38 protein-coding genes are annotated in these 19497 nt (G+C 41.4%); all 38 read left to right on the forward strand.

Annotation, left to right across the window (positions count from 1 at the left end; genetic code table 11):
- Positions 1-93, forward strand: a 93-nt coding sequence (locus BUE08_RS03285) for an EF-Tu C-terminal domain-related protein (RefSeq protein WP_286680374.1), incomplete at its 5' end; no start/stop codon positions are given.
- Between the two features lie 43 nt (positions 94-136).
- Complete coding sequence (gene rpsJ, locus BUE08_RS03290) at positions 137-445, forward strand: 30S ribosomal protein S10 (RefSeq protein ID WP_059031769.1); 309 nt, start codon at positions 137-139, stop codon at positions 443-445.
- Between the two features lie 21 nt (positions 446-466).
- A complete protein-coding gene (gene rplC / locus BUE08_RS03295) occupies positions 467-1099 on the forward strand; it encodes a 50S ribosomal protein L3 (protein WP_059032317.1) in 633 nt (210 codons plus the stop codon).
- 19 nt (positions 1100-1118) lie between these two features.
- A complete protein-coding gene (rplD, locus tag BUE08_RS03300; protein ID WP_059031768.1) occupies positions 1119-1745 on the forward strand; it encodes a 50S ribosomal protein L4 in 627 nt (208 codons plus the stop codon).
- Entirely contained in the window at positions 1742-2032 is a 291-nt protein-coding gene (rplW, locus tag BUE08_RS03305; RefSeq protein WP_059031767.1) for a 50S ribosomal protein L23, read from the forward strand. The genes rplD and rplW overlap by 4 nt, the downstream gene beginning before the upstream one ends.
- Positions 2033-2082: 50 nt before the next feature.
- Positions 2083-2910 carry a 50S ribosomal protein L2 gene (gene rplB / locus BUE08_RS03310; RefSeq protein WP_213950884.1) on the forward strand — a complete coding sequence of 276 codons (828 nt, stop codon included), beginning with the start codon at positions 2083-2085 and terminating at the stop codon, positions 2908-2910.
- 15 nt (positions 2911-2925) lie between these two features.
- Positions 2926-3210 (forward strand): 30S ribosomal protein S19, encoded by a 285-nt coding sequence (gene rpsS / locus BUE08_RS03315; RefSeq protein ID WP_059031765.1) that lies wholly within the window; start codon positions 2926-2928, stop codon positions 3208-3210.
- A 51-nt stretch (positions 3211-3261) separates the two neighbouring features.
- Positions 3262-3600, forward strand: a complete 339-nt coding sequence (gene rplV / locus BUE08_RS03320) for a 50S ribosomal protein L22 (protein ID WP_083497634.1) — start codon at positions 3262-3264, stop codon at positions 3598-3600.
- A gap of 3 nt (positions 3601-3603) precedes the next feature.
- Positions 3604-4293 carry a 30S ribosomal protein S3 gene (gene rpsC, locus BUE08_RS03325; RefSeq protein WP_059031763.1) on the forward strand — a complete coding sequence of 230 codons (690 nt, stop codon included), beginning with the start codon at positions 3604-3606 and terminating at the stop codon, positions 4291-4293.
- Entirely contained in the window at positions 4265-4699 is a 435-nt protein-coding gene (rplP, locus tag BUE08_RS03330; protein ID WP_059031762.1) for a 50S ribosomal protein L16, read from the forward strand. The genes rpsC and rplP overlap by 29 nt, the downstream gene beginning before the upstream one ends.
- The gene (rpmC, locus tag BUE08_RS03335) at positions 4689-4904 is read left to right on the forward strand and encodes a 50S ribosomal protein L29 (protein WP_059031761.1); all 216 of its coding nucleotides are present in this window, start codon (positions 4689-4691) and stop codon (positions 4902-4904) included. Before rplP ends, rpmC begins: the two co-directional genes overlap by 11 nt.
- A gap of 19 nt (positions 4905-4923) precedes the next feature.
- A complete protein-coding gene (gene rpsQ / locus BUE08_RS03340; protein ID WP_059031760.1) occupies positions 4924-5184 on the forward strand; it encodes a 30S ribosomal protein S17 in 261 nt (86 codons plus the stop codon).
- An 18-nt stretch (positions 5185-5202) separates the two neighbouring features.
- A complete protein-coding gene (rplN, locus tag BUE08_RS03345) occupies positions 5203-5571 on the forward strand; it encodes a 50S ribosomal protein L14 (RefSeq protein WP_059031759.1) in 369 nt (122 codons plus the stop codon).
- A gap of 62 nt (positions 5572-5633) precedes the next feature.
- Positions 5634-5957: a 50S ribosomal protein L24 gene (gene rplX / locus BUE08_RS03350; RefSeq protein WP_059031758.1), complete on the forward strand. Its 324-nt coding sequence runs from the start codon at positions 5634-5636 to the stop codon at positions 5955-5957.
- 19 nt (positions 5958-5976) lie between these two features.
- A complete protein-coding gene (gene rplE / locus BUE08_RS03355) occupies positions 5977-6513 on the forward strand; it encodes a 50S ribosomal protein L5 (protein WP_059031757.1) in 537 nt (178 codons plus the stop codon).
- Positions 6514-6532: 19 nt separating this feature from the next.
- On the forward strand, positions 6533-6718 hold the full coding sequence (locus tag BUE08_RS03360) for a type Z 30S ribosomal protein S14 (RefSeq protein ID WP_059031756.1): 186 nt from the start codon (positions 6533-6535) through the stop codon (positions 6716-6718).
- Between the two features lie 32 nt (positions 6719-6750).
- Positions 6751-7149, forward strand: a complete 399-nt coding sequence (rpsH, locus tag BUE08_RS03365) for a 30S ribosomal protein S8 (protein WP_059031755.1) — start codon at positions 6751-6753, stop codon at positions 7147-7149.
- 24 nt (positions 7150-7173) lie between these two features.
- Positions 7174-7713: a 50S ribosomal protein L6 gene (gene rplF / locus BUE08_RS03370; protein WP_059031754.1), complete on the forward strand. Its 540-nt coding sequence runs from the start codon at positions 7174-7176 to the stop codon at positions 7711-7713.
- 19 nt (positions 7714-7732) lie between these two features.
- Positions 7733-8098: a 50S ribosomal protein L18 gene (gene rplR / locus BUE08_RS03375; RefSeq protein WP_083497633.1), complete on the forward strand. Its 366-nt coding sequence runs from the start codon at positions 7733-7735 to the stop codon at positions 8096-8098.
- Between the two features lie 15 nt (positions 8099-8113).
- Complete coding sequence (gene rpsE / locus BUE08_RS03380; protein WP_273702404.1) at positions 8114-8623, forward strand: 30S ribosomal protein S5; 510 nt, start codon at positions 8114-8116, stop codon at positions 8621-8623.
- A gap of 24 nt (positions 8624-8647) precedes the next feature.
- Positions 8648-9088, forward strand: a complete 441-nt coding sequence (gene rplO, locus BUE08_RS03385) for a 50S ribosomal protein L15 (RefSeq protein WP_059031751.1) — start codon at positions 8648-8650, stop codon at positions 9086-9088.
- Positions 9089-10342 carry a preprotein translocase subunit SecY gene (secY, locus tag BUE08_RS03390; RefSeq protein WP_059031750.1) on the forward strand — a complete coding sequence of 418 codons (1254 nt, stop codon included), beginning with the start codon at positions 9089-9091 and terminating at the stop codon, positions 10340-10342.
- 12 nt (positions 10343-10354) lie between these two features.
- Positions 10355-11005, forward strand: a complete 651-nt coding sequence (locus BUE08_RS03395) for an adenylate kinase (protein ID WP_059031749.1) — start codon at positions 10355-10357, stop codon at positions 11003-11005.
- 4 nt (positions 11006-11009) lie between these two features.
- Positions 11010-11756, forward strand: a complete 747-nt coding sequence (gene map, locus BUE08_RS03400; RefSeq protein WP_059031748.1) for a type I methionyl aminopeptidase — start codon at positions 11010-11012, stop codon at positions 11754-11756.
- 12 nt (positions 11757-11768) lie between these two features.
- Positions 11769-12068, forward strand: a complete 300-nt coding sequence (locus tag BUE08_RS03405) for a KOW domain-containing RNA-binding protein (protein WP_059031747.1) — start codon at positions 11769-11771, stop codon at positions 12066-12068.
- Between the two features lie 16 nt (positions 12069-12084).
- Complete coding sequence (gene infA / locus BUE08_RS03410; RefSeq protein WP_059031746.1) at positions 12085-12303, forward strand: translation initiation factor IF-1; 219 nt, start codon at positions 12085-12087, stop codon at positions 12301-12303.
- 24 nt (positions 12304-12327) lie between these two features.
- Positions 12328-12441 (forward strand): 50S ribosomal protein L36, encoded by a 114-nt coding sequence (gene rpmJ, locus BUE08_RS03415; RefSeq protein ID WP_059031745.1) that lies wholly within the window; start codon positions 12328-12330, stop codon positions 12439-12441.
- Between the two features lie 21 nt (positions 12442-12462).
- Positions 12463-12834 carry a 30S ribosomal protein S13 gene (rpsM, locus tag BUE08_RS03420; RefSeq protein ID WP_059031744.1) on the forward strand — a complete coding sequence of 124 codons (372 nt, stop codon included), beginning with the start codon at positions 12463-12465 and terminating at the stop codon, positions 12832-12834.
- Between the two features lie 26 nt (positions 12835-12860).
- Positions 12861-13244, forward strand: a complete 384-nt coding sequence (rpsK, locus tag BUE08_RS03425) for a 30S ribosomal protein S11 (protein WP_059031743.1) — start codon at positions 12861-12863, stop codon at positions 13242-13244.
- 20 nt (positions 13245-13264) lie between these two features.
- A complete protein-coding gene (rpsD, locus tag BUE08_RS03430) occupies positions 13265-13891 on the forward strand; it encodes a 30S ribosomal protein S4 (RefSeq protein WP_059031742.1) in 627 nt (208 codons plus the stop codon).
- A 51-nt stretch (positions 13892-13942) separates the two neighbouring features.
- Positions 13943-14893: a DNA-directed RNA polymerase subunit alpha gene (locus tag BUE08_RS03435; RefSeq protein WP_059031741.1), complete on the forward strand. Its 951-nt coding sequence runs from the start codon at positions 13943-13945 to the stop codon at positions 14891-14893.
- 12 nt (positions 14894-14905) lie between these two features.
- Positions 14906-15238 (forward strand): 50S ribosomal protein L17, encoded by a 333-nt coding sequence (rplQ, locus tag BUE08_RS03440; protein WP_059031740.1) that lies wholly within the window; start codon positions 14906-14908, stop codon positions 15236-15238.
- Positions 15239-15276: 38 nt separating this feature from the next.
- Entirely contained in the window at positions 15277-16107 is an 831-nt protein-coding gene (locus tag BUE08_RS03445; RefSeq protein WP_174221083.1) for an energy-coupling factor transporter ATPase, read from the forward strand.
- Positions 16092-16955, forward strand: coding sequence for an energy-coupling factor transporter ATPase (locus BUE08_RS03450; RefSeq protein WP_059031738.1), 864 nt, complete (start codon positions 16092-16094; stop codon positions 16953-16955). The genes BUE08_RS03445 and BUE08_RS03450 overlap by 16 nt, the downstream gene beginning before the upstream one ends.
- Positions 16948-17742, forward strand: coding sequence for an energy-coupling factor transporter transmembrane component T family protein (locus BUE08_RS03455; protein ID WP_213950885.1), 795 nt, complete (start codon positions 16948-16950; stop codon positions 17740-17742). Before BUE08_RS03450 ends, BUE08_RS03455 begins: the two co-directional genes overlap by 8 nt.
- Positions 17743-17755: 13 nt before the next feature.
- A complete protein-coding gene (gene truA / locus BUE08_RS03460) occupies positions 17756-18487 on the forward strand; it encodes a tRNA pseudouridine(38-40) synthase TruA (RefSeq protein WP_213950886.1) in 732 nt (243 codons plus the stop codon).
- A gap of 65 nt (positions 18488-18552) precedes the next feature.
- Positions 18553-18987 (forward strand): 50S ribosomal protein L13, encoded by a 435-nt coding sequence (gene rplM, locus BUE08_RS03465; protein WP_059031736.1) that lies wholly within the window; start codon positions 18553-18555, stop codon positions 18985-18987.
- A gap of 17 nt (positions 18988-19004) precedes the next feature.
- Entirely contained in the window at positions 19005-19394 is a 390-nt protein-coding gene (gene rpsI, locus BUE08_RS03470) for a 30S ribosomal protein S9 (protein ID WP_213950887.1), read from the forward strand.
- Positions 19395-19497: the final 103 nt, after the last annotated feature.

The following is a 19497-nucleotide window of genomic DNA, read 5'->3' on the forward strand; positions in this document are numbered from 1 at the left end:
CCTATAGCCATCGAACCAGGACTTAGATTTGCTATCCGTGAAGGTGGAAGAACAGTTGGAGCAGGTGTAGTAACAGAGGTAATCGAGAACTAAATAATACGCAAACAATAAATCCGAATGCAAGGAGGGAAGCAAGATGGCCCATCAAAAGATAAGAATTCGTCTGAAGGCTTTTGACCATGAGATACTTGACCAATCAGCAAAAAAAATAATCGAGACGGCCAAACGAACCGGGGCCAAAGTATCGGGGCCTATACCTTTACCTACGGACCGCAGTATAGTGACTATACTTCGGGCTCCACACAAGTATAAGGATGCCCGAGAACAGTTTGAATCCAGAACTCACAAGAGACTAATAGACATTCAGCAACCTAATCAAAAAACGGTTGATGCCCTTATGAGACTGGACTTGCCGGCAGGAGTCGATATAGAGATAAAGCTGTAGCAACAGGAGGTGATTGTGATGATTTCAAAAGCCATTTTAGGTAAGAAACTTGGCATGACCCAAATCTTTAATGAAACAGGTGAAGCTTTGCCGGTAACACTTATTGAAGCGGGACCATGCCTGGTAATTCAAAAGAAAACCGTTGAAAACGATGGCTACACTGCAATTAAAGTAGGTTATGAAGATATTAAAGAAAGAACACTAAATAAGCCGGAAAAAGGCGAATTTGTAAAGAATCAGCTGAAATTTAAAAGATATATTAAAGAATTCAAGATTAAAGATGCAGCAAAATATAATGTAGGCGATGAAATAAAAGCAGATATTTTTCAACCCGGCGAAAAAGTAGATGTTACGGGTATATCCAAGGGAAAGGGTTTTGCAGGTGGAGTAAAGCGCTGGAATTTTAACCGAGGCCCCATGGGGCATGGCTCCATGTACCACCGCAGACCAGGTTCCGGAGGCGCCACTGATCCTGCAAGAGTATTTAAAGGAAATAAGAGACCCGGGCACATGGGAGCAGAAAAAACTACAGTGCAAAATTTAGAAATTGTAAAAGTTATCCCGGAAAAAAATATATTGGTTGTCAAGGGCTCTGTACCGGGAGCAAAAAAATCACTGCTATTTATAAAAAATACTGTAAAAAGCGGGAAATAATTAGGAAAGGAGGAGCCCAATGCCTAAAGTAAGCATGTTCAATACAAAAGGAGAGCAAGTAGGAGAGATTGAGCTTTCCGATGATATTTTCGGGGTTGAAGTCCGACCTGATATAATGCACAGGGCAGTTGTAAATTATCTTGCAAATCAAAGACAAGGAACATCAAGTACACTAACAAGAGCCGAAGTAGCCGGCGGCGGCAGAAAACCGTGGCGCCAAAAAGGCACCGGTAGAGCCCGCCATGGCAGTATAAGATCGCCTTTGTGGAGAAAGGGCGGTATAATCTTCGGGCCCAAGCCTCGTTCATATAAGGCTGCTATGCCAAAGAAGCTTAAAAGATTTGCACTAAAGTCAGCTCTTAGCGCAAAAGTTGTAGATAATGAACTTATAGTATTAGATGAGCTTTCCTTAGAAGCACCAAAAACAAAAGAAATGATTTCCATATTGAAAAATTTAAATGCAGACAAAAAAGCTCTAATAGTAATAGCCGGAAAAGATGAAAATGTGGAAAAATCTGCACGCAATCTTCCGACGGTTAAAACCACATATGTTAATACGCTGAACATATACGACATCCTAGATTATGACAACTTAATTATTACAAAAGAGGCAGCTGAGCTGGTAGAGGAGGTGTATGCAGGATGAAAGATCCGCATGACATCATTATAAAACCGCTCATTACAGAAAAAACCATGGATATGCAGCAGCAGAAAAAATATACGTTTGTGGTTGACAAAAGGTCAAATAAAACCGAGATAAAAAACGCATTAGAGTCTATATTCGGGGTGGAAGTTGCTAAAGTTAACACTGTAAATATGAGAGGCAAAATGAAAAGAATGGGCAGATTCGAAGGTAAGCGGCCCGATTGGAAGAAAGCCATAGTAACGCTAACTGATAAGAGTAAAACAATTGAGTTCTTCGAATCCATGTAGCAGAAAATGGCCACGAAGAGACTTAGCTTTACAGAGAAGGAGGGAATAATGTGGCTATAAAAAAGTTTAAACCTACCACACCCGGGCGCAGGTTTATGAGCGTTCCCACATTCGAGGAAATCACAAAAGAAGAACCTGAACGGTCATTGGTAGAAATTTTGAAGAATAAAGCCGGCCGCAACATGCAAGGCAGGGAAACTATAAGACATCGCGGCGGCGGCCACAAGCGTAAATATAGAATAATTGATTTCAAAAGAGATAAAGACGGCGTGCCGGCCAAGGTAGCAGGAATTGAGTACGATCCAAATCGCAGCGCTTATATTGCATTATTATCGTATGCAGACGGCGAAAAAAGGTATATTTTGGCCCCGGCCGGAGTTACAGTTGGAGATATTGTTCAGTCCGGTAAAGGCGCAGATATAAAGCCGGGCAATGCCTTAAATCTTGCAGACATACCTGTGGGAACTACAGTTCACAATATTGAGCTTATCCCGGGTAAGGGAGGCCAGATGGTAAGATCGGCCGGCACATCAGCACAGCTCATGGCAAGAGAGAGCGGTATGGTGACCCTAAGATTGCCTTCAGGAGAAATGAGAATGGTTTCTGAACTGTGTCGAGCTACCGTTGGTCAGGTAGGAAACATTGAACATGAGAATATTTCTATTGGCAAAGCAGGTAGATCTCGCTGGATGAACAAAAGACCCCACGTGCGCGGTGTTGCCATGAACCCGGTGGATCATCCCCATGGCGGTGGCGAAGGTAAATCGCCTATTGGACGGAAGAGTCCTGTTACACCTTGGGGCAAACCGACCCTTGGCTACAAGACCAGAAAGAAAAATAAGGCTTCGGATAAATATATTGTCAAGCGCCGCAAGTAGAAGGGAGGTAATCTTATGAGTCGTTCAACAAAGAAGGGCCCTTTTGTAGATAAGAAGCTATTAGATAAAATTATTGAAATGAATCACAAAAGGGAGAAAAAGGTTATTAAAACCTGGTCCAGAGCTTCTACTATATTTCCTGAAATGGTGGGCCATACAATAGCGGTTCACGACGGAAAAAGGCATGTGCCTGTTTATATAACTGAGGACATGGTCGGCCACAAATTGGGCGAATTTGCGCCTACTAGAACTTTCAGGGGGCATGGGGCCCATACCGAAAAATCTACAGCACTTAAATAGATTGGTAAATTTTGAAAGGGTTATGACAAACCTTGCAAAGGAGGTATGAAAGTGGAAGCGAGGGCACGGGCAAGATATGTTAGAATTGCGCCTAGAAAAGTCAGGGTAGTTTTAGACCTTATTCGCGGAAAAAAAGTAGATGAAGCCTTGAGCATTTTGCAATTTACGCCTAAAGCGGCTTCGGAAACATTAGAGAAATTGCTTAAATCAGCGGCAGCAAATGCTGAAAATAATTTTGATATGGACAAAGATGCTTTATATATTGCTGAGTGTTATGCCGACCAAGGGCCAATTTTGAAGAGATTTCGTCCCAGAGCTCAGGGCAGAGCGGCATCTATACACAAAAAAACCAGCCATATAACTATAGTTCTTAAAGAAAAGGAGGGATAAATTTTGGGACAGAAGATACACCCTCATGGGTTGAGAGTCGGAATAATTAAAGATTGGGATTCAAAATGGTATACTAAGAAGGACTTTGCCGATCAGCTCCTTGAAGACTACAAAGTAAGAAAATATATTAAAAATAAGCTATTTACATCAGGCGTATCAAGGATCGAAATCGAAAGAGCAGCTAATCGCATAAGAATAACCATAAACACTGCAAAACCGGGCATGGTAATTGGCAGAGGCGGAAGCGGAGTAGATGAACTCAAAGGCGAGATAGAAAAAATGACCGGCAAACAGGTTTCTATAAATGTAATTGAAATTAAAAATCCTGATATGGATGCACAGCTCGTTGCTGAAAATATTGCTTCACAGTTGGAGCGACGCATATCTTTTAGAAGAGCTATGAAGCAAGCTATATCACGGGCCTTAAAGTCTGGGGCAAAGGGTATTAAAACAATGGTCAGCGGCAGACTCGGCGGTGCAGAAATTGCAAGGTCTGAGATGTATCACGAGGGGACCATTCCACTTCAAACTTTAAGAGCCGACATTGATTATGGTTTCGCTGAAGCCCATACTACTTATGGGAGAATAGGCGTTAAAGTTTGGATATATAAAGGCGAAGTCCTTCCAGTAAAGCATAATCCCGAGGAAGGGGGAGAAGTAAGCGATGTTAATGCCGAAGCGAGTGAAGTATAGAAAACAGCAGCGTGGAAGAATAAAAGGATACGCACATAAAGGTAATAAAGTGACATATGGCGAGTATGGGCTTCAAGCGTTAGAGCCGGCATGGATAACCAGTCAGCAAATAGAAGCGGCACGTGTTGCCATGACTCGTTTTATTAAAAGAGGCGGCAAAGTCTGGATAAAAGTATTTCCTGACAAGCCTGTTACAAAAAAACCTGCTGAAACACGTATGGGAAGCGGAAAAGGCTCACCTGAGATGTGGGTTGCAGTTGTAAAGCCGGGCCGTGTTATGTTTGAACTTGCCGGAGTATCGGAAGAAATTGCTAAAGAGGCCATGACACTTGCCTCTCACAAGTTGCCTATAAAAACAAGGATAGTAAAACGCTTAGAATTGGGCGGTGATTTAAATGAAGCTTAAGCAGATTCGCGACCTTAGCGATCAGGAATTATTAGAGAAAGAAAAGGACTTAAAGGGCGAACTGTTTAACCTCCGATTTCAGGCAGCCACCGGCCAGCTTGATAATCCTATGAGGATTCGCGAAGTAAGGAAAACTATAGCGCGGATAAAGACAGTCCTTACAGAAAGACAAAATGAAAAGCTAAGAATGGGCAGCCAAAAATGATTTAGAAGGAGGGATATAGGTGGCCGAACGTAAAAACCAGCGAAAAGTCCGGACCGGTGTAGTAGTAAGCGATAAAATGGATAAGACCATAACAGTTGCCGTAGAAAGACTGATGAGGCACCCACTATATGGAAAAACCATAAAAAGAACAAAGAAATTTAAGGCTCATGACGAAAATAACGAATGCAAAGTGGGCGACATTGTGACAATTATGGAAACAAGACCCTTAAGTCATGACAAACGCTGGAGATTGGTAAAAATTGTGAAAAAAGCCCAGTAGAGAAGGGAGGTTTTTGGCATGGTGCAAGTTCAGACAAGACTTAATGTGGCTGATAATACAGGTGCGAAAGAAATAATGTGTATACGAGTATTGGGCGGTTCAAAGCGCAAATTTGCATCTATCGGTGATGTTATTATAGCATCAGTTAAGAGTGCAACACCCGACGGCGTTGTTAAAAAAGGAGACGTCGTGAAGGCTGTTGTTGTAAGAACAAAAAAGGGATTACAACGCAAAGACGGTTCATATATAAGATTTGACGAAAATGCTGCAGTTATTATAAGCGATGACAAAAATCCTCGCGGTACACGTATATTTGGACCGGTTGCCAGAGAGCTTAGAGAAAAAGATTACATGAAAATTATTTCCTTAGCCCCGGAAGTGTTATGATATATTCTAGGAAAAGATAGAAGACCGCGAAACGCAAAGCTCGGTATGAGGAGGTGTGTTCTTTGGAAAAAGTCCATATAAAAAAGGGTGATACCGTTTACGTTCTATCGGGAAAAGATAAAGGTAAAAAAGGAAAAGTAATTAAAGTTTTTCCGAGAAAGAAAAGTGCCATAGTCGAGGGAGTGAATATGGCGACAAAGCACCAAAAGCCCACGGCCGGCATGCCTCAGGGCGGAATAATGAGGATGGAACTGCCTATAAGCACTTCGAAACTAATGCTTGTGTGCAATAAATGCAATAAACCTACCAGGTTTGGTCATACAATTCTTGCCGACGGATCAAAAGTTCGAGTATGCAAACGCTGCCAAGAGGTTATAGACAGATAGACAGGAAGGAGGTAGTCTCGTGTCAAGATTAAAGGATAAGTACTTAAATGAAGTTGTACCTGCGCTGATGCAAAGATTCAGTTATAAAAATATCATGGAAGTGCCCAGAGTCGAAAAGATTGTTATAAATATGGGTATCAATGATGCTCGTGAAAATGCAAAGGCAATTGAATCAGCTACCGGCGACTTAGCAATGATAACAGGCCAAAGACCTGTAGTCACAAAAGCCCGCAAGTCAATAGCGGCATTTAAATTGCGTGAAGGTATGCCTATAGGAGCTAAAGTTACCCTTCGAGGCCAGAAAATGTACGATTTTCTAGATAAACTTTTTAATATAAACCTTCCAAGAGTAAGGGATTTTAAGGGAGTATCTGCTGATGCTTTTGACGGTAGAGGGAACTATACCTTAGGAATCAGGGAGCAGCTGATATTTCCTGAAATTGATTATGATAAAATAGATCGCGTCAGAGGTATGGATATTACAATAGTAACTACGGCGAAAACTGATGAAGAGGCTCGGGAACTTTTAAAGCGTCTTGGTATGCCTTTTGCATAAACAGGAAGGAGGAAAGAGTTTGGCTAAAAAATCTTTAATTGCCAAGCAAAAACGTGAACCTAAATTTACAACGCGCAAATACAACAGATGCAAGATTTGTGGCAGGCCTCATGCATATTTGCGCAAATACGGTGTATGTCGTATATGTTTTAGAGAGCTTGCACATCGCGGTGAAATACCGGGAGTTAAAAAGGCCAGTTGGTGAGCGCAAGTCCGATATGAAGGGAGGTTGTTTCATTGGCTATGACAGATGTTATTGCAGATATGTTAACTCGTATTCGTAATGCTAGCGACGTGGGTCATCCTGAAGTGGAGGTTCCATGTTCAAATATGAAAAAAGCTATAGCTCAAACCTTACAAAATGAGGGCTATATAAAGGGTTTTGAGATTATAGACGACGGTAAGCAGGGAATTATAAAAATTTACTTAAAGTACGGTCCGAACAAAGAAAAAGTCATAACAGGTATTAAAAGGATATCGAAACCCGGACTTAGGATATATGCAAACAAGAATGAAATTCCACAGGTTATGGGTGGAATGGGGACAGTAATTCTTTCTACGTCCAAGGGAATTATGACTGATAAAGAGGCGCGAAAGGCGCAAGTCGGCGGCGAAGTAATCTGCTACGTATGGTAAGATGAATGACTAGGAGGTGAAGACATGTCTAGAATTGGCAAGATGCCGGTTGATATACCTAGTGGGGTTGAAGTTGCCATAAATGGTAATCAAATAACGGTAAAAGGTCCTAAAGGCAGCTTAAGCCGTGTTTTGCACAAAGATATGATTATAAAAAAAGAAGACTCAAAAATCATTGTTGAAAGGCCGTCAGATGAGAAAAATCACAGGGCGCTTCACGGATTAACCCGTTCCCTAATAAATAACATGGTAATGGGTGTCGTAAATGGCTTTGAAAAAAGGCTGGCATTAGAAGGTGTAGGCTATAGGGCGGCAAAACAAGGAGATAAACTGGTTTTGACTGTCGGATATTCTCACCCAGTAGAATTTGACCCACCTGAAGGTATAGAATTTGAGGTGCCGGCAGCAAACAGGATAGTAGTCAAAGGCATAGACAAGGATTTAGTAGGCCAAATCGCAGCAAATATCAGAGCTGTGAGGGAACCGGAGCCTTACAAAGGCAAGGGCATTAGATACGAAAATGAAGTTGTAAGGCGTAAAGAAGGCAAGACCGGAGCAAAATAAGCGATAGGAGGGAATGAATGTGCTTAAAAAGGAATCTCGCAATGTTGCCCGTAAGAGAAGACATGCAAGAGTTCGAAAAAAGACCTTTGGCACAAGCGAAAGACCGCGCTTATGTGTATATAAGAGTGAAAAACATATATATGCGCAGATTATTAATGATGAAACAGGCCATACTTTAGTTGCAGCTTCGACACTGGATCCTGCGATTAAAGACAACGTTTCCGGCGTAAACATAGAGTCGGCCAAATTAGTCGGCGATCTAATCGGTAAAAAAGCTCTAGAGAAAGGCATAAAAAGCGTTGCATTCGACCGCAGCGGTTATATATATCATGGCCGTGTAAAAGCCCTGGCTGATGCCGCAAGAGAAGCCGGGTTAGATTTCTAGAAAGGAGGCAAAACTTTGCAGCACAAGGATAATAATATAGAAGAAAATGAGTTTACAGAAAAAATTGTTTCCATAAATCGAGTTGCCAAAGTTGTAAAGGGAGGAAAAAACTTCCGTTTTTCAGTACTTGTAGTGGTCGGAAATAAGAAAGGCAAAGTGGGAGTGGGCACCGGAAAAGCTCAAGAAATACCTGAAGCTATCCGCAAAGGTATCGAAGATGCTAAAAAGAATCTAATTAATGTTCCGGTATTAAATGGCACTGTCCCTCATGAAAGTATTGGGACTTTTGGAGCCGGCAAAGTCCTCTTAAAACCGGCACCCGAAGGAACCGGAGTTATAGCAGGCGGACCGGTAAGAGCAGTTGTAGAATTAGCAGGAATCACCGACATAGTAAGCAAATCATTGGGTTCTGCCAATGCCAGAAATATGGTAAATGCAACCATAGAAGCACTAAAACAAATGAAAAGAGCGGAAGAAGTAGCAAGACTTCGCAATAAAAGCGTAGAAGAAATTCTCGGATTATAAAACCTAAAAGAGGAGGTGCAGCCAATGAGATTGCATGATCTTTATCCTGCCGAAGGCGTCAATAAAAAAAGTAAAAGAGTTGGCAGAGGAATCGGCTCCGGCCACGGCAAGACTTCCACAAGAGGCCATAAAGGACAGAACGCTCGCAGCGGCGGCGGTGTAAGGCCGGGATTTGAGGGCGGTCAAATGCCTCTTTACAGACGTATTCCGAAGCGCGGTTTCAATAATATATTCAAAAAAGAAATCTCAGTAGTGAACGTGGAAGATCTTAACGTTTTTGAAGAAAATACAAAAGTTACTCCGGAACTTTTAATCGAAAAAGGAATTATAAAAAAGGTTAAAGACGGAGTAAAGGTGCTCGGCAATGGAGACTTGAAAGTTAAAGTAGATGTTCAAGCAAACGCTTTTTCAAAATCAGCGCAAGAAAAAATAGAGGCGCTTGGTGGGAAGGCAGAGGTGATCTAGATGTGGGATGCCCTGAAAAATGCCTGGAAAATACCGGATTTAAGGAATAGAATAAAATTTACTATCTTCATGTTAATATTATTCAGACTTGGAACCTTTGTACCGGTGCCCCGCATGGACCCGGCTGCAGTCAAACAAATGGTTGAAAAGGGTGCCTTACTTGGGTTTTTTGATATAATATCAGGCGGTGCATTCAAACAGTTTTCAGTCTTTGCAATGAGCATTACACCATACATTAATGCTTCCATTATAGTTCAGCTTCTTACTATAGTTATTCCAAAGTGGGAAGAGCTGGCAAAAGAAGGGGAAGCGGGACGTAAGGTACTTGCTCAATATACGAGGTATGGCACTGTTATTTTGGGGCTTATCCAGGCTACAGGACTTTCAATAGGCTTTAGAAGCGCCATGAAACCCGGTATCCTCAGCAATATAGTAGTGATACTGAGTCTTACGGCAGGAACGGCATTCTTAATGTGGCTAGGTGAGCAAATTACTGACAAGGGAATAGGCAACGGTATTTCACTGCTTATTTTTGCCGGAATTGTATCAAGACTGCCTTCCAGCATTTTTCAAGTTTATTCTCTACTAAAAGTTGGAACGCTTAACATTATAATGCTAGCGATATTCCTTATATTTGCATTGGCAGTAATCGTAGCGGTTATCGCGGTTCAAGAAGCAGAGCGCCGGGTGCCGGTGCAATATGCTAAACGAGTAGTAGGAAGAAAGGTTTATGGCGGCCAGTCCACTCATATACCGATTAAGGTAAATGGTGCCGGCGTTATACCTATAATTTTTGCTATGTCGATATTAATGTTTCCCAGCACTTTAGCCGGATTTTTCCCAAATAACAAGATAATGGTAAGCATAGCACAGTTTTTAAGCCCCAGCGGATGGCTCTACGCCCTGCTCTACGCCGTGCTAATTATATTCTTTACTTACTTCTATACAGCGATAACATTCAATCCTGTAGAAGTTGCTGAAAACATGAAAAAATATGGTGGGTTTATACCTGGAATAAGACCGGGAAGGCCTACAGCCGAGTATTTAAATCGTATAATGACTAGAATAACATTGGTCGGATCAATATTTCTTGCAGCTATCGCTTTGATGCCATATTTAATAACAGCTATTACAGGAGTAAACATTTCCTTTGGAGGTACAGCCCTTTTGATAGTTGTGGGTGTCGCCCTTGAAACCATGAAGGCTATAGAGGCTCAAATGCTTATGAGGCACTACCAAGGATTCTTAAAATAGGAGTGATCAGCGTTGAGAATTGTTTTGCTGGGTCCGCCGGGAGCAGGCAAGGGAACGCAAGCAAAAAAGATAGCAGACAAGTTTGGCATACCCCATATCTCTACCGGAGATATACTAAGGAAAGCTATAGCAGACAAGACCTTATTGGGCAAGCAAGCTGCTGAGTACCTTGAAAAAGGACTTTTAGTGCCTGACGACCTTGTGATAGCTATGGTAAAATCAAGGTTGGATATGGAAGACTGTAAAAACGGTTTTTTACTTGATGGATTTCCAAGAACCGTAAAGCAGGCTGAAAGTCTAGATGATTACATGCAAGAAAAGGGTATACAATTGGATATTGTGCTGAATATAGAAGTAAAGCAAGATACACTTATCGAAAGATTTACCGGCAGGCGAGTGTGCGAGCAATGTGGTGCAACATATAATATAAAATCCAGTCCGCCAAAAGAACCGGGACTTTGCGACAAGTGCGGCGGAAGGCTTATTATCCGTGATGATGATAAGCCTGAGACAGTAAAAAAGCGTTTAGAGGTATATGAGACATCGACCGCTCCGCTTATCGGCTACTACAAGGAGAAAAATTTACTGATTAATATAGACGGATCCGGGTCAATTGACGATGTTTTTGAAGATATTTTAGAACATCTAAAAAAGGTGAATTAAGGTCATGATTATAATTAAATCCCAGCGCGAAATAGAGCTTATGAGAAAAGCCGGAAAGATTACCGCGCTGACACTAGAAGAAGTTAAGAAACATGTACGTCCCGGAATTACTACATTGGAGCTTAACAGAATCGCCGAAGACTTTATTTTAAGCCACAATTGCCTCCCGACTTTTAAAGGATATCACGGATTTCCGGCAGCTATATGCACTTCCGTAAATGAGGAAGTGGTACACGGAATTCCGGGGCCAAGAGTGCTTAAAGAAGGCGATATCATAAGTATAGATGTAGGCGTGATATTTGAAGGCTATAATGGCGATGCAGCTCGAACCTTTCCTGTAGGTCAGGTAGAAAAAGAGGCCCTTAGACTCGTAGAGGTTACTAAGCAGAGCTTTTTTGAAGGGATTGCTTATGCAAAACCAGGATACAGGCTTTCGGACATATCCCATGCGGTGCAAAAATACGTAGAGGCTAATAATTTTTCGGTAGTGAAAGATTATGTGGGCCATGGCATAGGAAGAGATATGCATGAAGATCCACAAATACCAAATTTTGGTCCGCCCGGAAAAGGGCCCAGGCTTAGACGCGGGATGACTCTTGCAATAGAGCCCATGGTCAACATGGGAGGATATGAAGTATATACGTTGGATAATAACTGGACGGTAGTAACGGAAGACGGCAGCCTTTCGGCTCATTACGAAAATACCATTGCAATTACTGACGGTGAGCCCGAAATACTGACTATGATTTAGGCAGGTGTTTATATGCCGCAGCTCATGTTGGGACAACTGGCAAGATCTACTGCCGGTCGTGACAAGGGGCGGTTAATGGTAGTGATTGATATAATAGACGATGAATATGTCTATGTTGCGGATGGGGATTTGCGCAGGGTAGAAAACCCCAAGAAGAAAAAAATAAAGCATTTGCAGCTTATGAACAAGCGACTTGACTTTGTGGCGGAAAAACGCAATAATAGGCGAAAAATTTATAATGACGAAATTAGAAAAGCCCTGAAAGAAATTGCAGATGGCAGCTTTGACAGCCAGACATCTGCGCATATGTAAGGAGGCGTGTGCGACCTTGTCGAAGGAAGATGTTATTGAAGTTGAGGGTACCGTTTTAGAACCACTCCCCAACGCAATGTTTCGGGTAGAACTGGATAACGGTCATGTTGTTCTAGCCCATGTTTCCGGAAAAATTCGCATGAACTATATTAGGATTTTGCCCGGAGACAGGGTTACTGTGGAGTTATCTCCATATGATCTGACCCGGGGCCGCATCAAATACCGCTTCAAGTAGAAAACGGTAAAAGGAGGAAATCCTATGAAGGTAAGACCATCGGTAAAGAAGATGTGCGAAAAGTGCAAGATAATTAAACGCAGAGGCAGAGTAATGGTTATATGCGAAAATCCAAAACACAAGCAAAAACAGGGCTAAACAAAAGGAGGTGTGTGGTAAGTGGCGAGAATAGCCGGAGTTGATTTGCCAAGAGAAAAGCGTGTAGAAGTAGCACTCACTTATATATATGGTATTGGTGATACAACAGCGAAAAAGATCTTAAAAGAAGCTAACGTAAATCCGGATACCCGAGTAAAAGATTTAACCGAACAAGAAATAAGCAAACTTAGAGATATTATTGAAAAGCAGTATAAAGTTGAAGGCGACCTACGAAGAGAAGTAGCAATGAATATTAAGCGCCTTACGGAAATTGGCTGCTATAGAGGTATTAGGCATCGCCGGGGACTACCGGTGAGAGGTCAGAGAACAAGAACAAATGCAAGAACGCGCAAAGGCCCCAACAAGGCAGTAGGGGCAAAGCGTAAGGCATAAATAAAAATATGCGGAGGTGAAAAATCATGGCAAAACCTACGAAAAAGCGCAAGGAAAAAAAGCGCATAGAAAAAGGGAGTGCACACATTCACTCAACTTTTAACAATACAATAGTAACGATTGCAGATGAGGCAGGTAGGCCCATAACTTGGGCTAGTGCCGGATCAGTCGGATTTAAGGGCTCGCGTAAAGGAACACCGTTTGCAGCTCAAATGGCAGCAGAGGCAGCTGCAAAGCAAGCCATGGATTACGGAATGAGGTCTGTTGAGGTATTTGTAAAAGGACCGGGTGGTGGCAGAGAAGCTGCTATTCGTTCACTGCAGGCTGCAGGCCTTGAAGTAAACATGATTAAAGATGTAACACCTATTCCTCACAACGGTTGCAGGCCGCCGAAGAGAAGAAGGGTTTAATATGGAGGTGGATAAACACAATGGCTAGATATAAAGACGCTGTTTGCAGGCTGTGCCGCAGAGAAGGCATGAAGCTATATCTTAAAGGTGATCGTTGCTACAGCCCGAAGTGTGCCATGGATAGGCGCGGGTATGCTCCGGGTCAGCACGGACAATTGCGACGTAAGCCTTCAGAATACGGACTACAGCTTAGAGAAAAGCAAAAAGCAAGAAGAATATATGGAATCATGGAAAAACAATTTGCTAACTACTATGAAAAAGCCGTCAGCCAAAAAGGCGTTACCGGTGAAAATCTTCTAAGGCTTCTTGAAACAAGGTTAGATAATGTTATATACAGAATGGGCTTTGCCGCATCAAGACCCCAGGCACGCCAGTTGGTAAGATACGGCCATGTAGAAGTAAATGGTAAGAGAGTTACAATACCATCTTATCAAGTAAAAGAGAAAGACGTTGTTGCAATTCGGGAAAAAAGCCGTAATCTTGACTTTTTCAAAGAAATAGCCGAACAAGGTGCATCTAAAGTAGTGCCGGCTTGGCTTTCAGTGAATTTTGATACTCTAACAGGCGAAGTTCTATATTTACCTAAGAGAGAAGACATTGATGTTCCAATTCAGGAACACTTAATAGTCGAGCTTTATTCCAAGTAATTAATTAACCCTCATCGGAAACCAATAATTTTAAGGAGGGTACTTTATTAGATGATAGATATTGAAAAGCCGAGGATTGAATTGATAGAATCAAGTGAAGATGATACCTATGGGAAAATCGTTGTAGAACCTTTAGAAAGAGGTTACGGAACGACTCTTGGCAATTCCATGCGCAGAGTCCTTTTGTCTTCTTTGCCCGGAGCTGCTGTAACATCTATAAAGATTGATGGAGTGCAGCATGAATTTTCTACTATTCCGGGAGTTGCTGAAGATACTACTGAAATTATAATGAATATAAAAGGACTTGCAATTTTACTACATGGAGACGAGCCAAAGCTGCTTCGCATCGAAGCCCAAGGAGAGTGCGAAGTAAAAGCAAAAGATATTATTGCTGATGCAGATGTTGAGATAATGAATCCGGATTGGCACATTGCTACTTTAGAAAAAGATGGCAAGCTTTTTATGGAACTTACGCTTGAGAGAGGCAAAGGCTATGTTACAGCCGATAAAAACAAAAAGCCCAACCAACCCATTGGAGTAATAGCAATAGATTCTATCTTTACCCCGGTACACAAAGTCAATTTTAATATAGAAAACACGCGCGTAGGACAAAGAACTGATTATGACAAACTTATTATGGAAATCTGGACAAACGGCACAATAAAACCTGAAGATGCGGTAAGTGCTGCGGCTAAAATATTAATTGAACATTTTAGCCTTTTTACCGGTCTTACCGAAAAAGTTCAGGTAAGCGACGTGCCGCAAGAAGAAGAAAAAGACGATAAAGAAAAGATACTTGAAATGCCTATAGAAGAACTGGATCTTTCAGTTCGCTCATACAACTGCTTGAAACGCGCCGGAATTAACACAATATATGAACTTACGCAAAAAACGGCAGAAGATATGATGAAAGTGCGAAATCTCGGTAAAAAATCGCTGGAGGAAGTGGAAGCGAAACTCAGCGCTTTCAATCTTTCGCTAAAACAACCGGAAGAACAGTAAGGAGGCGAAGAGATGAGAAAACTTGGCAGACCAAGCGGACATCGCAAAATGATGCTTAAAAATCTAACCACCGACCTTTTAAAATATGGCAGAATTGAAACTACGGAAGCTAGAGCGAGAGAAGTCCGCCGTGTAACTGAAAAAATAATAACACTTGCCAAAAAAGACGATTTGGCGTCAAGACGGCTAGTTCTTAAGCAAGTATTAGATGAAACTACAGTAAAAAATCTATTTGAAAATATTGCACCAAAGTATAAGGATCGAAATGGTGGTTATGTGCGCATAATAAAATCAGCTCCGCGAAGGGGCGATGCTACTCCTACCGCTATCGTAGAATTGGTGTAGGCAAGTTACAATATTTACATGCAAAGGGGGCGGTGAGGATAGCCGCCGAAATAGTTGCAGTGGATGTTTATTATCAATACGCCGTCAGCAGCGATTTAGCTTTAAAAGACATAAACTTAAAGATTAATCCAGGCGAATTTGTGGCAATTATAGGGCCTAACGGGTCAGGCAAATCCACACTAGCTAAACTTTTTAACGGTCTTTTTGTGCCAACACAAGGGGATGTTTTTGTTGCCGGTTTTAATACAAAAAACCAGGAAGATATTTGGGAAATCAGGCGAAGAGCAGGAATGGTGTTTCAAAATCCTGACAACCAAATCGTTGCAACAATAGTGGAAGAGGATGTAGCTTTTGGACCGGAAAATCTTGGTATTCCCCCTGAGGAAATACGCCGACGTGTTAAAGAAGCCCTGGAAATCGTGGAGCTTACCGAGTATGCTGACAAAGCTCCCCATCTTTTATCAGGCGGACAAAAGCAGCGCGTGGCTATAGCGGGGATAATTGCAATGAAACCAGATTGCATAATCCTCGATGAGCCTACCGCTATGCTGGATCCGGTGGGGAGAAAAGAAGTAATATCAACCGTTAAAAGGCTCAACAAAGAAGAGGGCAAAACCGTAGTTCTTATCACTCATTTTATGGAAGAAGCAGTACAAGCTGATAGGATTCTCGTTATGGAAAAGGGTAAAATTGTCATGGAAGGCAAGCCCAATGAGATATTCAGCCAAGTAGATAGACTAAAAAAAATCGGCCTTGACGTACCTCAAGTTACAGAGCTTGCATATAAGCTGTCAAAAGATGGCATTCCTATTAGAAAAGATATCCTATCAGTAGAAGAAATGGTGGATTGCTTATGTCGATTGATGTAAAGAATTTAACGCATATATACATGCCCAATACACCTTTTGAGTCTGCGGCGATCCAAGACATAAATTGGAGCGTAAAGGACGGGGAGTTCTGGGGCCTTATTGGTCACACCGGCTCAGGCAAATCCACCCTTATACAGCACTTGAACGGTCTTTTGAAGCCCACTTCAGGACAAGTTTTAGTAGACGGCGTAAATATATATGATAAGGGCGTAAGCTTAAAATCTATCCGGCAGAAAATAGGACTTGTTTTTCAATATCCGGAACATCAGCTTTTTGAAGAAACTGTTGAACGAGATGTGGCATTTGGTCCAAAGAATATGGGGCTAAGGGAAGATGAAATTTCAACTAGAGTTAAAGAGGCCTTAGAACTTGTTGGCCTTTCCTACAAGGAAATTAAAGATAAATCTCCCTTCGAACTTAGCGGAGGACAAATGAGGCGAGTTGCAATAGCCGGAGTCCTTGCCATGAAACCCGAAACCCTTATATTGGATGAGCCTACAGCAGGCCTTGATCCTAAAGGGCGAGACGAGATTTTAGAAGAGATTGTAAGACTGCGAGATAAAGAGAAGATAACAGTAATACTTGTCTCTCACAGCATGGAAGATGTGGCAAAGCTTGTTGACAAACTAGCTGTTATGTATCGCGGCCGGATAGTTTCCCAAGGCCCGCCCAGAGAAATATTTCAAGACTATAAAGGTCTGGTAGAAATAGGCCTAGGCATACCTCAGATAACAGAGCTGATGATAAAGCTAAAAGAAAATGGCAAAGATGTTGCAACTGATATTTTGACAGTAGATGAGGCAAGAGCAGAAATTATCAAGAAAGTTAGGAGGAAGGGCCTTGCGTGAGATAACGATAGGACAGTACATTCCGGGAAACTCCATAATCCATCGCCTGGATCCCAGAACAAAGATAATAATAACTCTTGCTTACATGATTCTGCTGTTTGTTATCAATAATTTTTACGGATATATTTTTCCGGTTGCATTCATAATCTTGGCTACTGTGCTTTCCGGTATTTCTGTAAGATATCTGCTTAAAGGATTAAGACCCCTTATATTTATAATTGTACTTACTTTTGCGCTAAATATGTTTATGACACCAGGCCGCGTAATCTACCAAATAGGACCTCTTGATATAACATATGAAGGTATATCCCAGGCATCTTTTATGGCGATTCGCCTTATCTTACTGATTATCGGCACGTCTATTTTAACATTAACTACATCACCAATTGCTCTAACTGATGGTATAGAACTGTTGCTTTCGCCTTTTAAAAGATTTGGAATGCCCGCTCATGAATTAGCTATGATGATGACCATAGCCTTAAGGTTTATACCTACGCTACTAGAAGAAACCGATAAAATTATGAAAGCGCAAATGGCAAGGGGAGCAGACTTTGAAAGCGGCAATCTTATAAATCGGGCAAAGAATTTAGTTCCACTGCTTGTGCCACTGTTTATAAGTGCTTTTAGAAGAGCAGATGAACTAGCAATGGCTATGGAAGCTCGGTGCTATAGAGGCGGAAAAAACAGGACCCGCATGAAAGAATTGAAGATGACATTTCTTGACATAGCAACATTTATAGTTTTTGCCTTAATTGCCGGTGGCAGCGTTGCTACCAGATTCATATAGCAGGTGCGGAAAAGTGAACGTAAAAATATTGTTGGAATATGAAGGAACATGCTACAGCGGATGGCAGAGACAGAAAAATGCACTGTCAATACAAGAAGTGTTGGAAAAAGCAATTCAGTCTATTACAAAAGAAAAAGTGCGCGTTATAGGCTCTGGCAGAACTGACAGCGGAGTCCATGCCTTAGGGCAAGTTGCAAATTTTAAAACTTACACAAAAATACCCATAGAAAAATTGCCATATGCAATAAACAGCAAATTGCCGGAAGATATAACGGTTAAACATGCCCAAATAGTGCCTGAAGATTTTCATGCTAGATTTTCGGCAAAAAGCAAAGTCTACTCATATTCGATATACAATGCCAAATTTCCGTCACCTCTTCTAAGAAGGTATGTGTATTTTTTTCCATTACCGTTAAACTTAGAAGAAATGAGAAAAGCGGCTGACATACTTATAGGAGAGCATGATTTTAAATCGTTCATGGCATCAAATAGCAGCGCTAAATCTACAGTGCGCTGTATTAAAAGATTTGAAATTTTAAAAAGAGGAAATCTCATCACACTACAAATTGAGGCAAATGGCTTTTTATACAATATGGTAAGAATAATTGCAGGCACCTTAGTCGATATTGGCATAGGTAAAACAAAGGCAGAGGACATGATTTCCATTTTAAATTCAAAGGACAGGTCAAGTGCTGGAAAAACTCTTCCGGCGCAGGGACTATGTCTGATGAAAGTTATATATTAATGGCAGTCTTGACATGAAAAAATGCCTATTATACAATAACCTTATGGTAAAAGGGAGGGGAAAAGATGAGCACATTTATGGCAAAAAAGGAAGAAGTCAAGCGGGATTGGTATGTGATAGACGCAGCAGGCAAACCCCTTGGCAGAATTGCGGCACAGGTGGCTACAATTTTAAGAGGCAAGCATAAACCTATATATACACCCCACGTAGATACAGGAGACTATGTTGTTATAGTAAATGCGGATAAAGTAATTTTAACCGGCAAAAAAATGGAAAATAAGGTATATTACCATCATACAAATTATCCCGGGGGCATTAAGTCGGAAAGCTTTGAATCACTTATAAACAGAGCCCCTGAACAAGTTTTATATAAAGCTGTTTGGGGTATGCTGCCACATAATACATTAGGGCGCAAAATGATAAAGAAATTAAAGATTTACAGTGGCGACAAACATCCTCATGAAGCTCAGCAGCCTAAAGCTTTGAATATTGAGATATAGAGAAGGGAGGTTTATAAATGAAGCAAGCAGTCCTTGCTACCGGTAGAAGAAAAACATCAGTTGCAAAAGTTTGGATTATGCCGGGAACTGGCAAGATAATCGTAAATAAGAAACCAATCGATGAATACTTCGGATTTGAAACGCTAAAAGTCGAAGTAAAGAGACCATTAGAGAAAATCAATGGATTAGATAAATTTGACGTTATTGCAAGCGTAAAAGGTGGAGGTTATACAGGCCAGGCAGGTGCAATCCGCCATGGCATAGCCCGCGCTCTTTTAAAAATCGATGGCGATTTTAGGCCTATTCTTAAAAAGGAAGGATACTTAACAAGAGATCCTCGTATGACGGAAAGAAAGAAATACGGTCTTAAAAAAGCTCGCCGCGCTCCACAATTTTCAAAGAGGTAAGAGATGTTTATTTACACTCGAGTTTGTTCAAACTTACAAAGTTTGTTTGCGAGTTTACAAAACCGTCATAGGTATAAAAACCTTTGGCGGTTTTTTGTGTTCA

It is taken from the genome of Tepidanaerobacter sp. EBM-49 (assembly GCF_001896645.1).
GTDB classification, from domain to species: Bacteria; Bacillota; Thermosediminibacteria; order Thermosediminibacterales; family Tepidanaerobacteraceae; genus Tepidanaerobacter; species Tepidanaerobacter syntrophicus.

Bases quoted from the DNA above. Each gene is read 5' to 3' on its own strand.
- rpsJ (WP_059031769.1), top strand. From the start codon at position 137: ATGGCCCATCAAAAGATAAGAATTCGTCTGAAGGCTTTTGACCATGAG.
- rplD (WP_059031768.1), top strand. From the start codon at position 1,119: ATGCCTAAAGTAAGCATGTTCAATACAAAAGGAGAGCAAGTAGGAGAG.
- rplW (WP_059031767.1), top strand. From the start codon at position 1,742: ATGAAAGATCCGCATGACATCATTATAAAACCGCTCATTACAGAAAAA.
- rpsS (WP_059031765.1), top strand. From the start codon at position 2,926: ATGAGTCGTTCAACAAAGAAGGGCCCTTTTGTAGATAAGAAGCTATTA.
- rplP (WP_059031762.1), top strand. From the start codon at position 4,265: ATGTTAATGCCGAAGCGAGTGAAGTATAGAAAACAGCAGCGTGGAAGA.
- rpmC (WP_059031761.1), top strand. From the start codon at position 4,689: ATGAAGCTTAAGCAGATTCGCGACCTTAGCGATCAGGAATTATTAGAG.
- rplN (WP_059031759.1), top strand. From the start codon at position 5,203: ATGGTGCAAGTTCAGACAAGACTTAATGTGGCTGATAATACAGGTGCG.
- rplF (WP_059031754.1), top strand. From the start codon at position 7,174: ATGTCTAGAATTGGCAAGATGCCGGTTGATATACCTAGTGGGGTTGAA.
- rplO (WP_059031751.1), top strand. From the start codon at position 8,648: ATGAGATTGCATGATCTTTATCCTGCCGAAGGCGTCAATAAAAAAAGT.
- secY (WP_059031750.1), top strand. From the start codon at position 9,089: ATGTGGGATGCCCTGAAAAATGCCTGGAAAATACCGGATTTAAGGAAT.
- map (WP_059031748.1), top strand. From the start codon at position 11,010: ATGATTATAATTAAATCCCAGCGCGAAATAGAGCTTATGAGAAAAGCC.
- BUE08_RS03405 (WP_059031747.1), top strand. From the start codon at position 11,769: ATGCCGCAGCTCATGTTGGGACAACTGGCAAGATCTACTGCCGGTCGT.
- rpmJ (WP_059031745.1), top strand. From the start codon at position 12,328: ATGAAGGTAAGACCATCGGTAAAGAAGATGTGCGAAAAGTGCAAGATA.
- rpsK (WP_059031743.1), top strand. From the start codon at position 12,861: ATGGCAAAACCTACGAAAAAGCGCAAGGAAAAAAAGCGCATAGAAAAA.
- rpsD (WP_059031742.1), top strand. From the start codon at position 13,265: ATGGCTAGATATAAAGACGCTGTTTGCAGGCTGTGCCGCAGAGAAGGC.
- BUE08_RS03435 (WP_059031741.1), top strand. From the start codon at position 13,943: ATGATAGATATTGAAAAGCCGAGGATTGAATTGATAGAATCAAGTGAA.
- rplQ (WP_059031740.1), top strand. From the start codon at position 14,906: ATGAGAAAACTTGGCAGACCAAGCGGACATCGCAAAATGATGCTTAAA.
- BUE08_RS03450 (WP_059031738.1), top strand. From the start codon at position 16,092: ATGTCGATTGATGTAAAGAATTTAACGCATATATACATGCCCAATACA.
- rplM (WP_059031736.1), top strand. From the start codon at position 18,553: ATGAGCACATTTATGGCAAAAAAGGAAGAAGTCAAGCGGGATTGGTAT.
- rpsI (WP_213950887.1), top strand. From the start codon at position 19,005: ATGAAGCAAGCAGTCCTTGCTACCGGTAGAAGAAAAACATCAGTTGCA.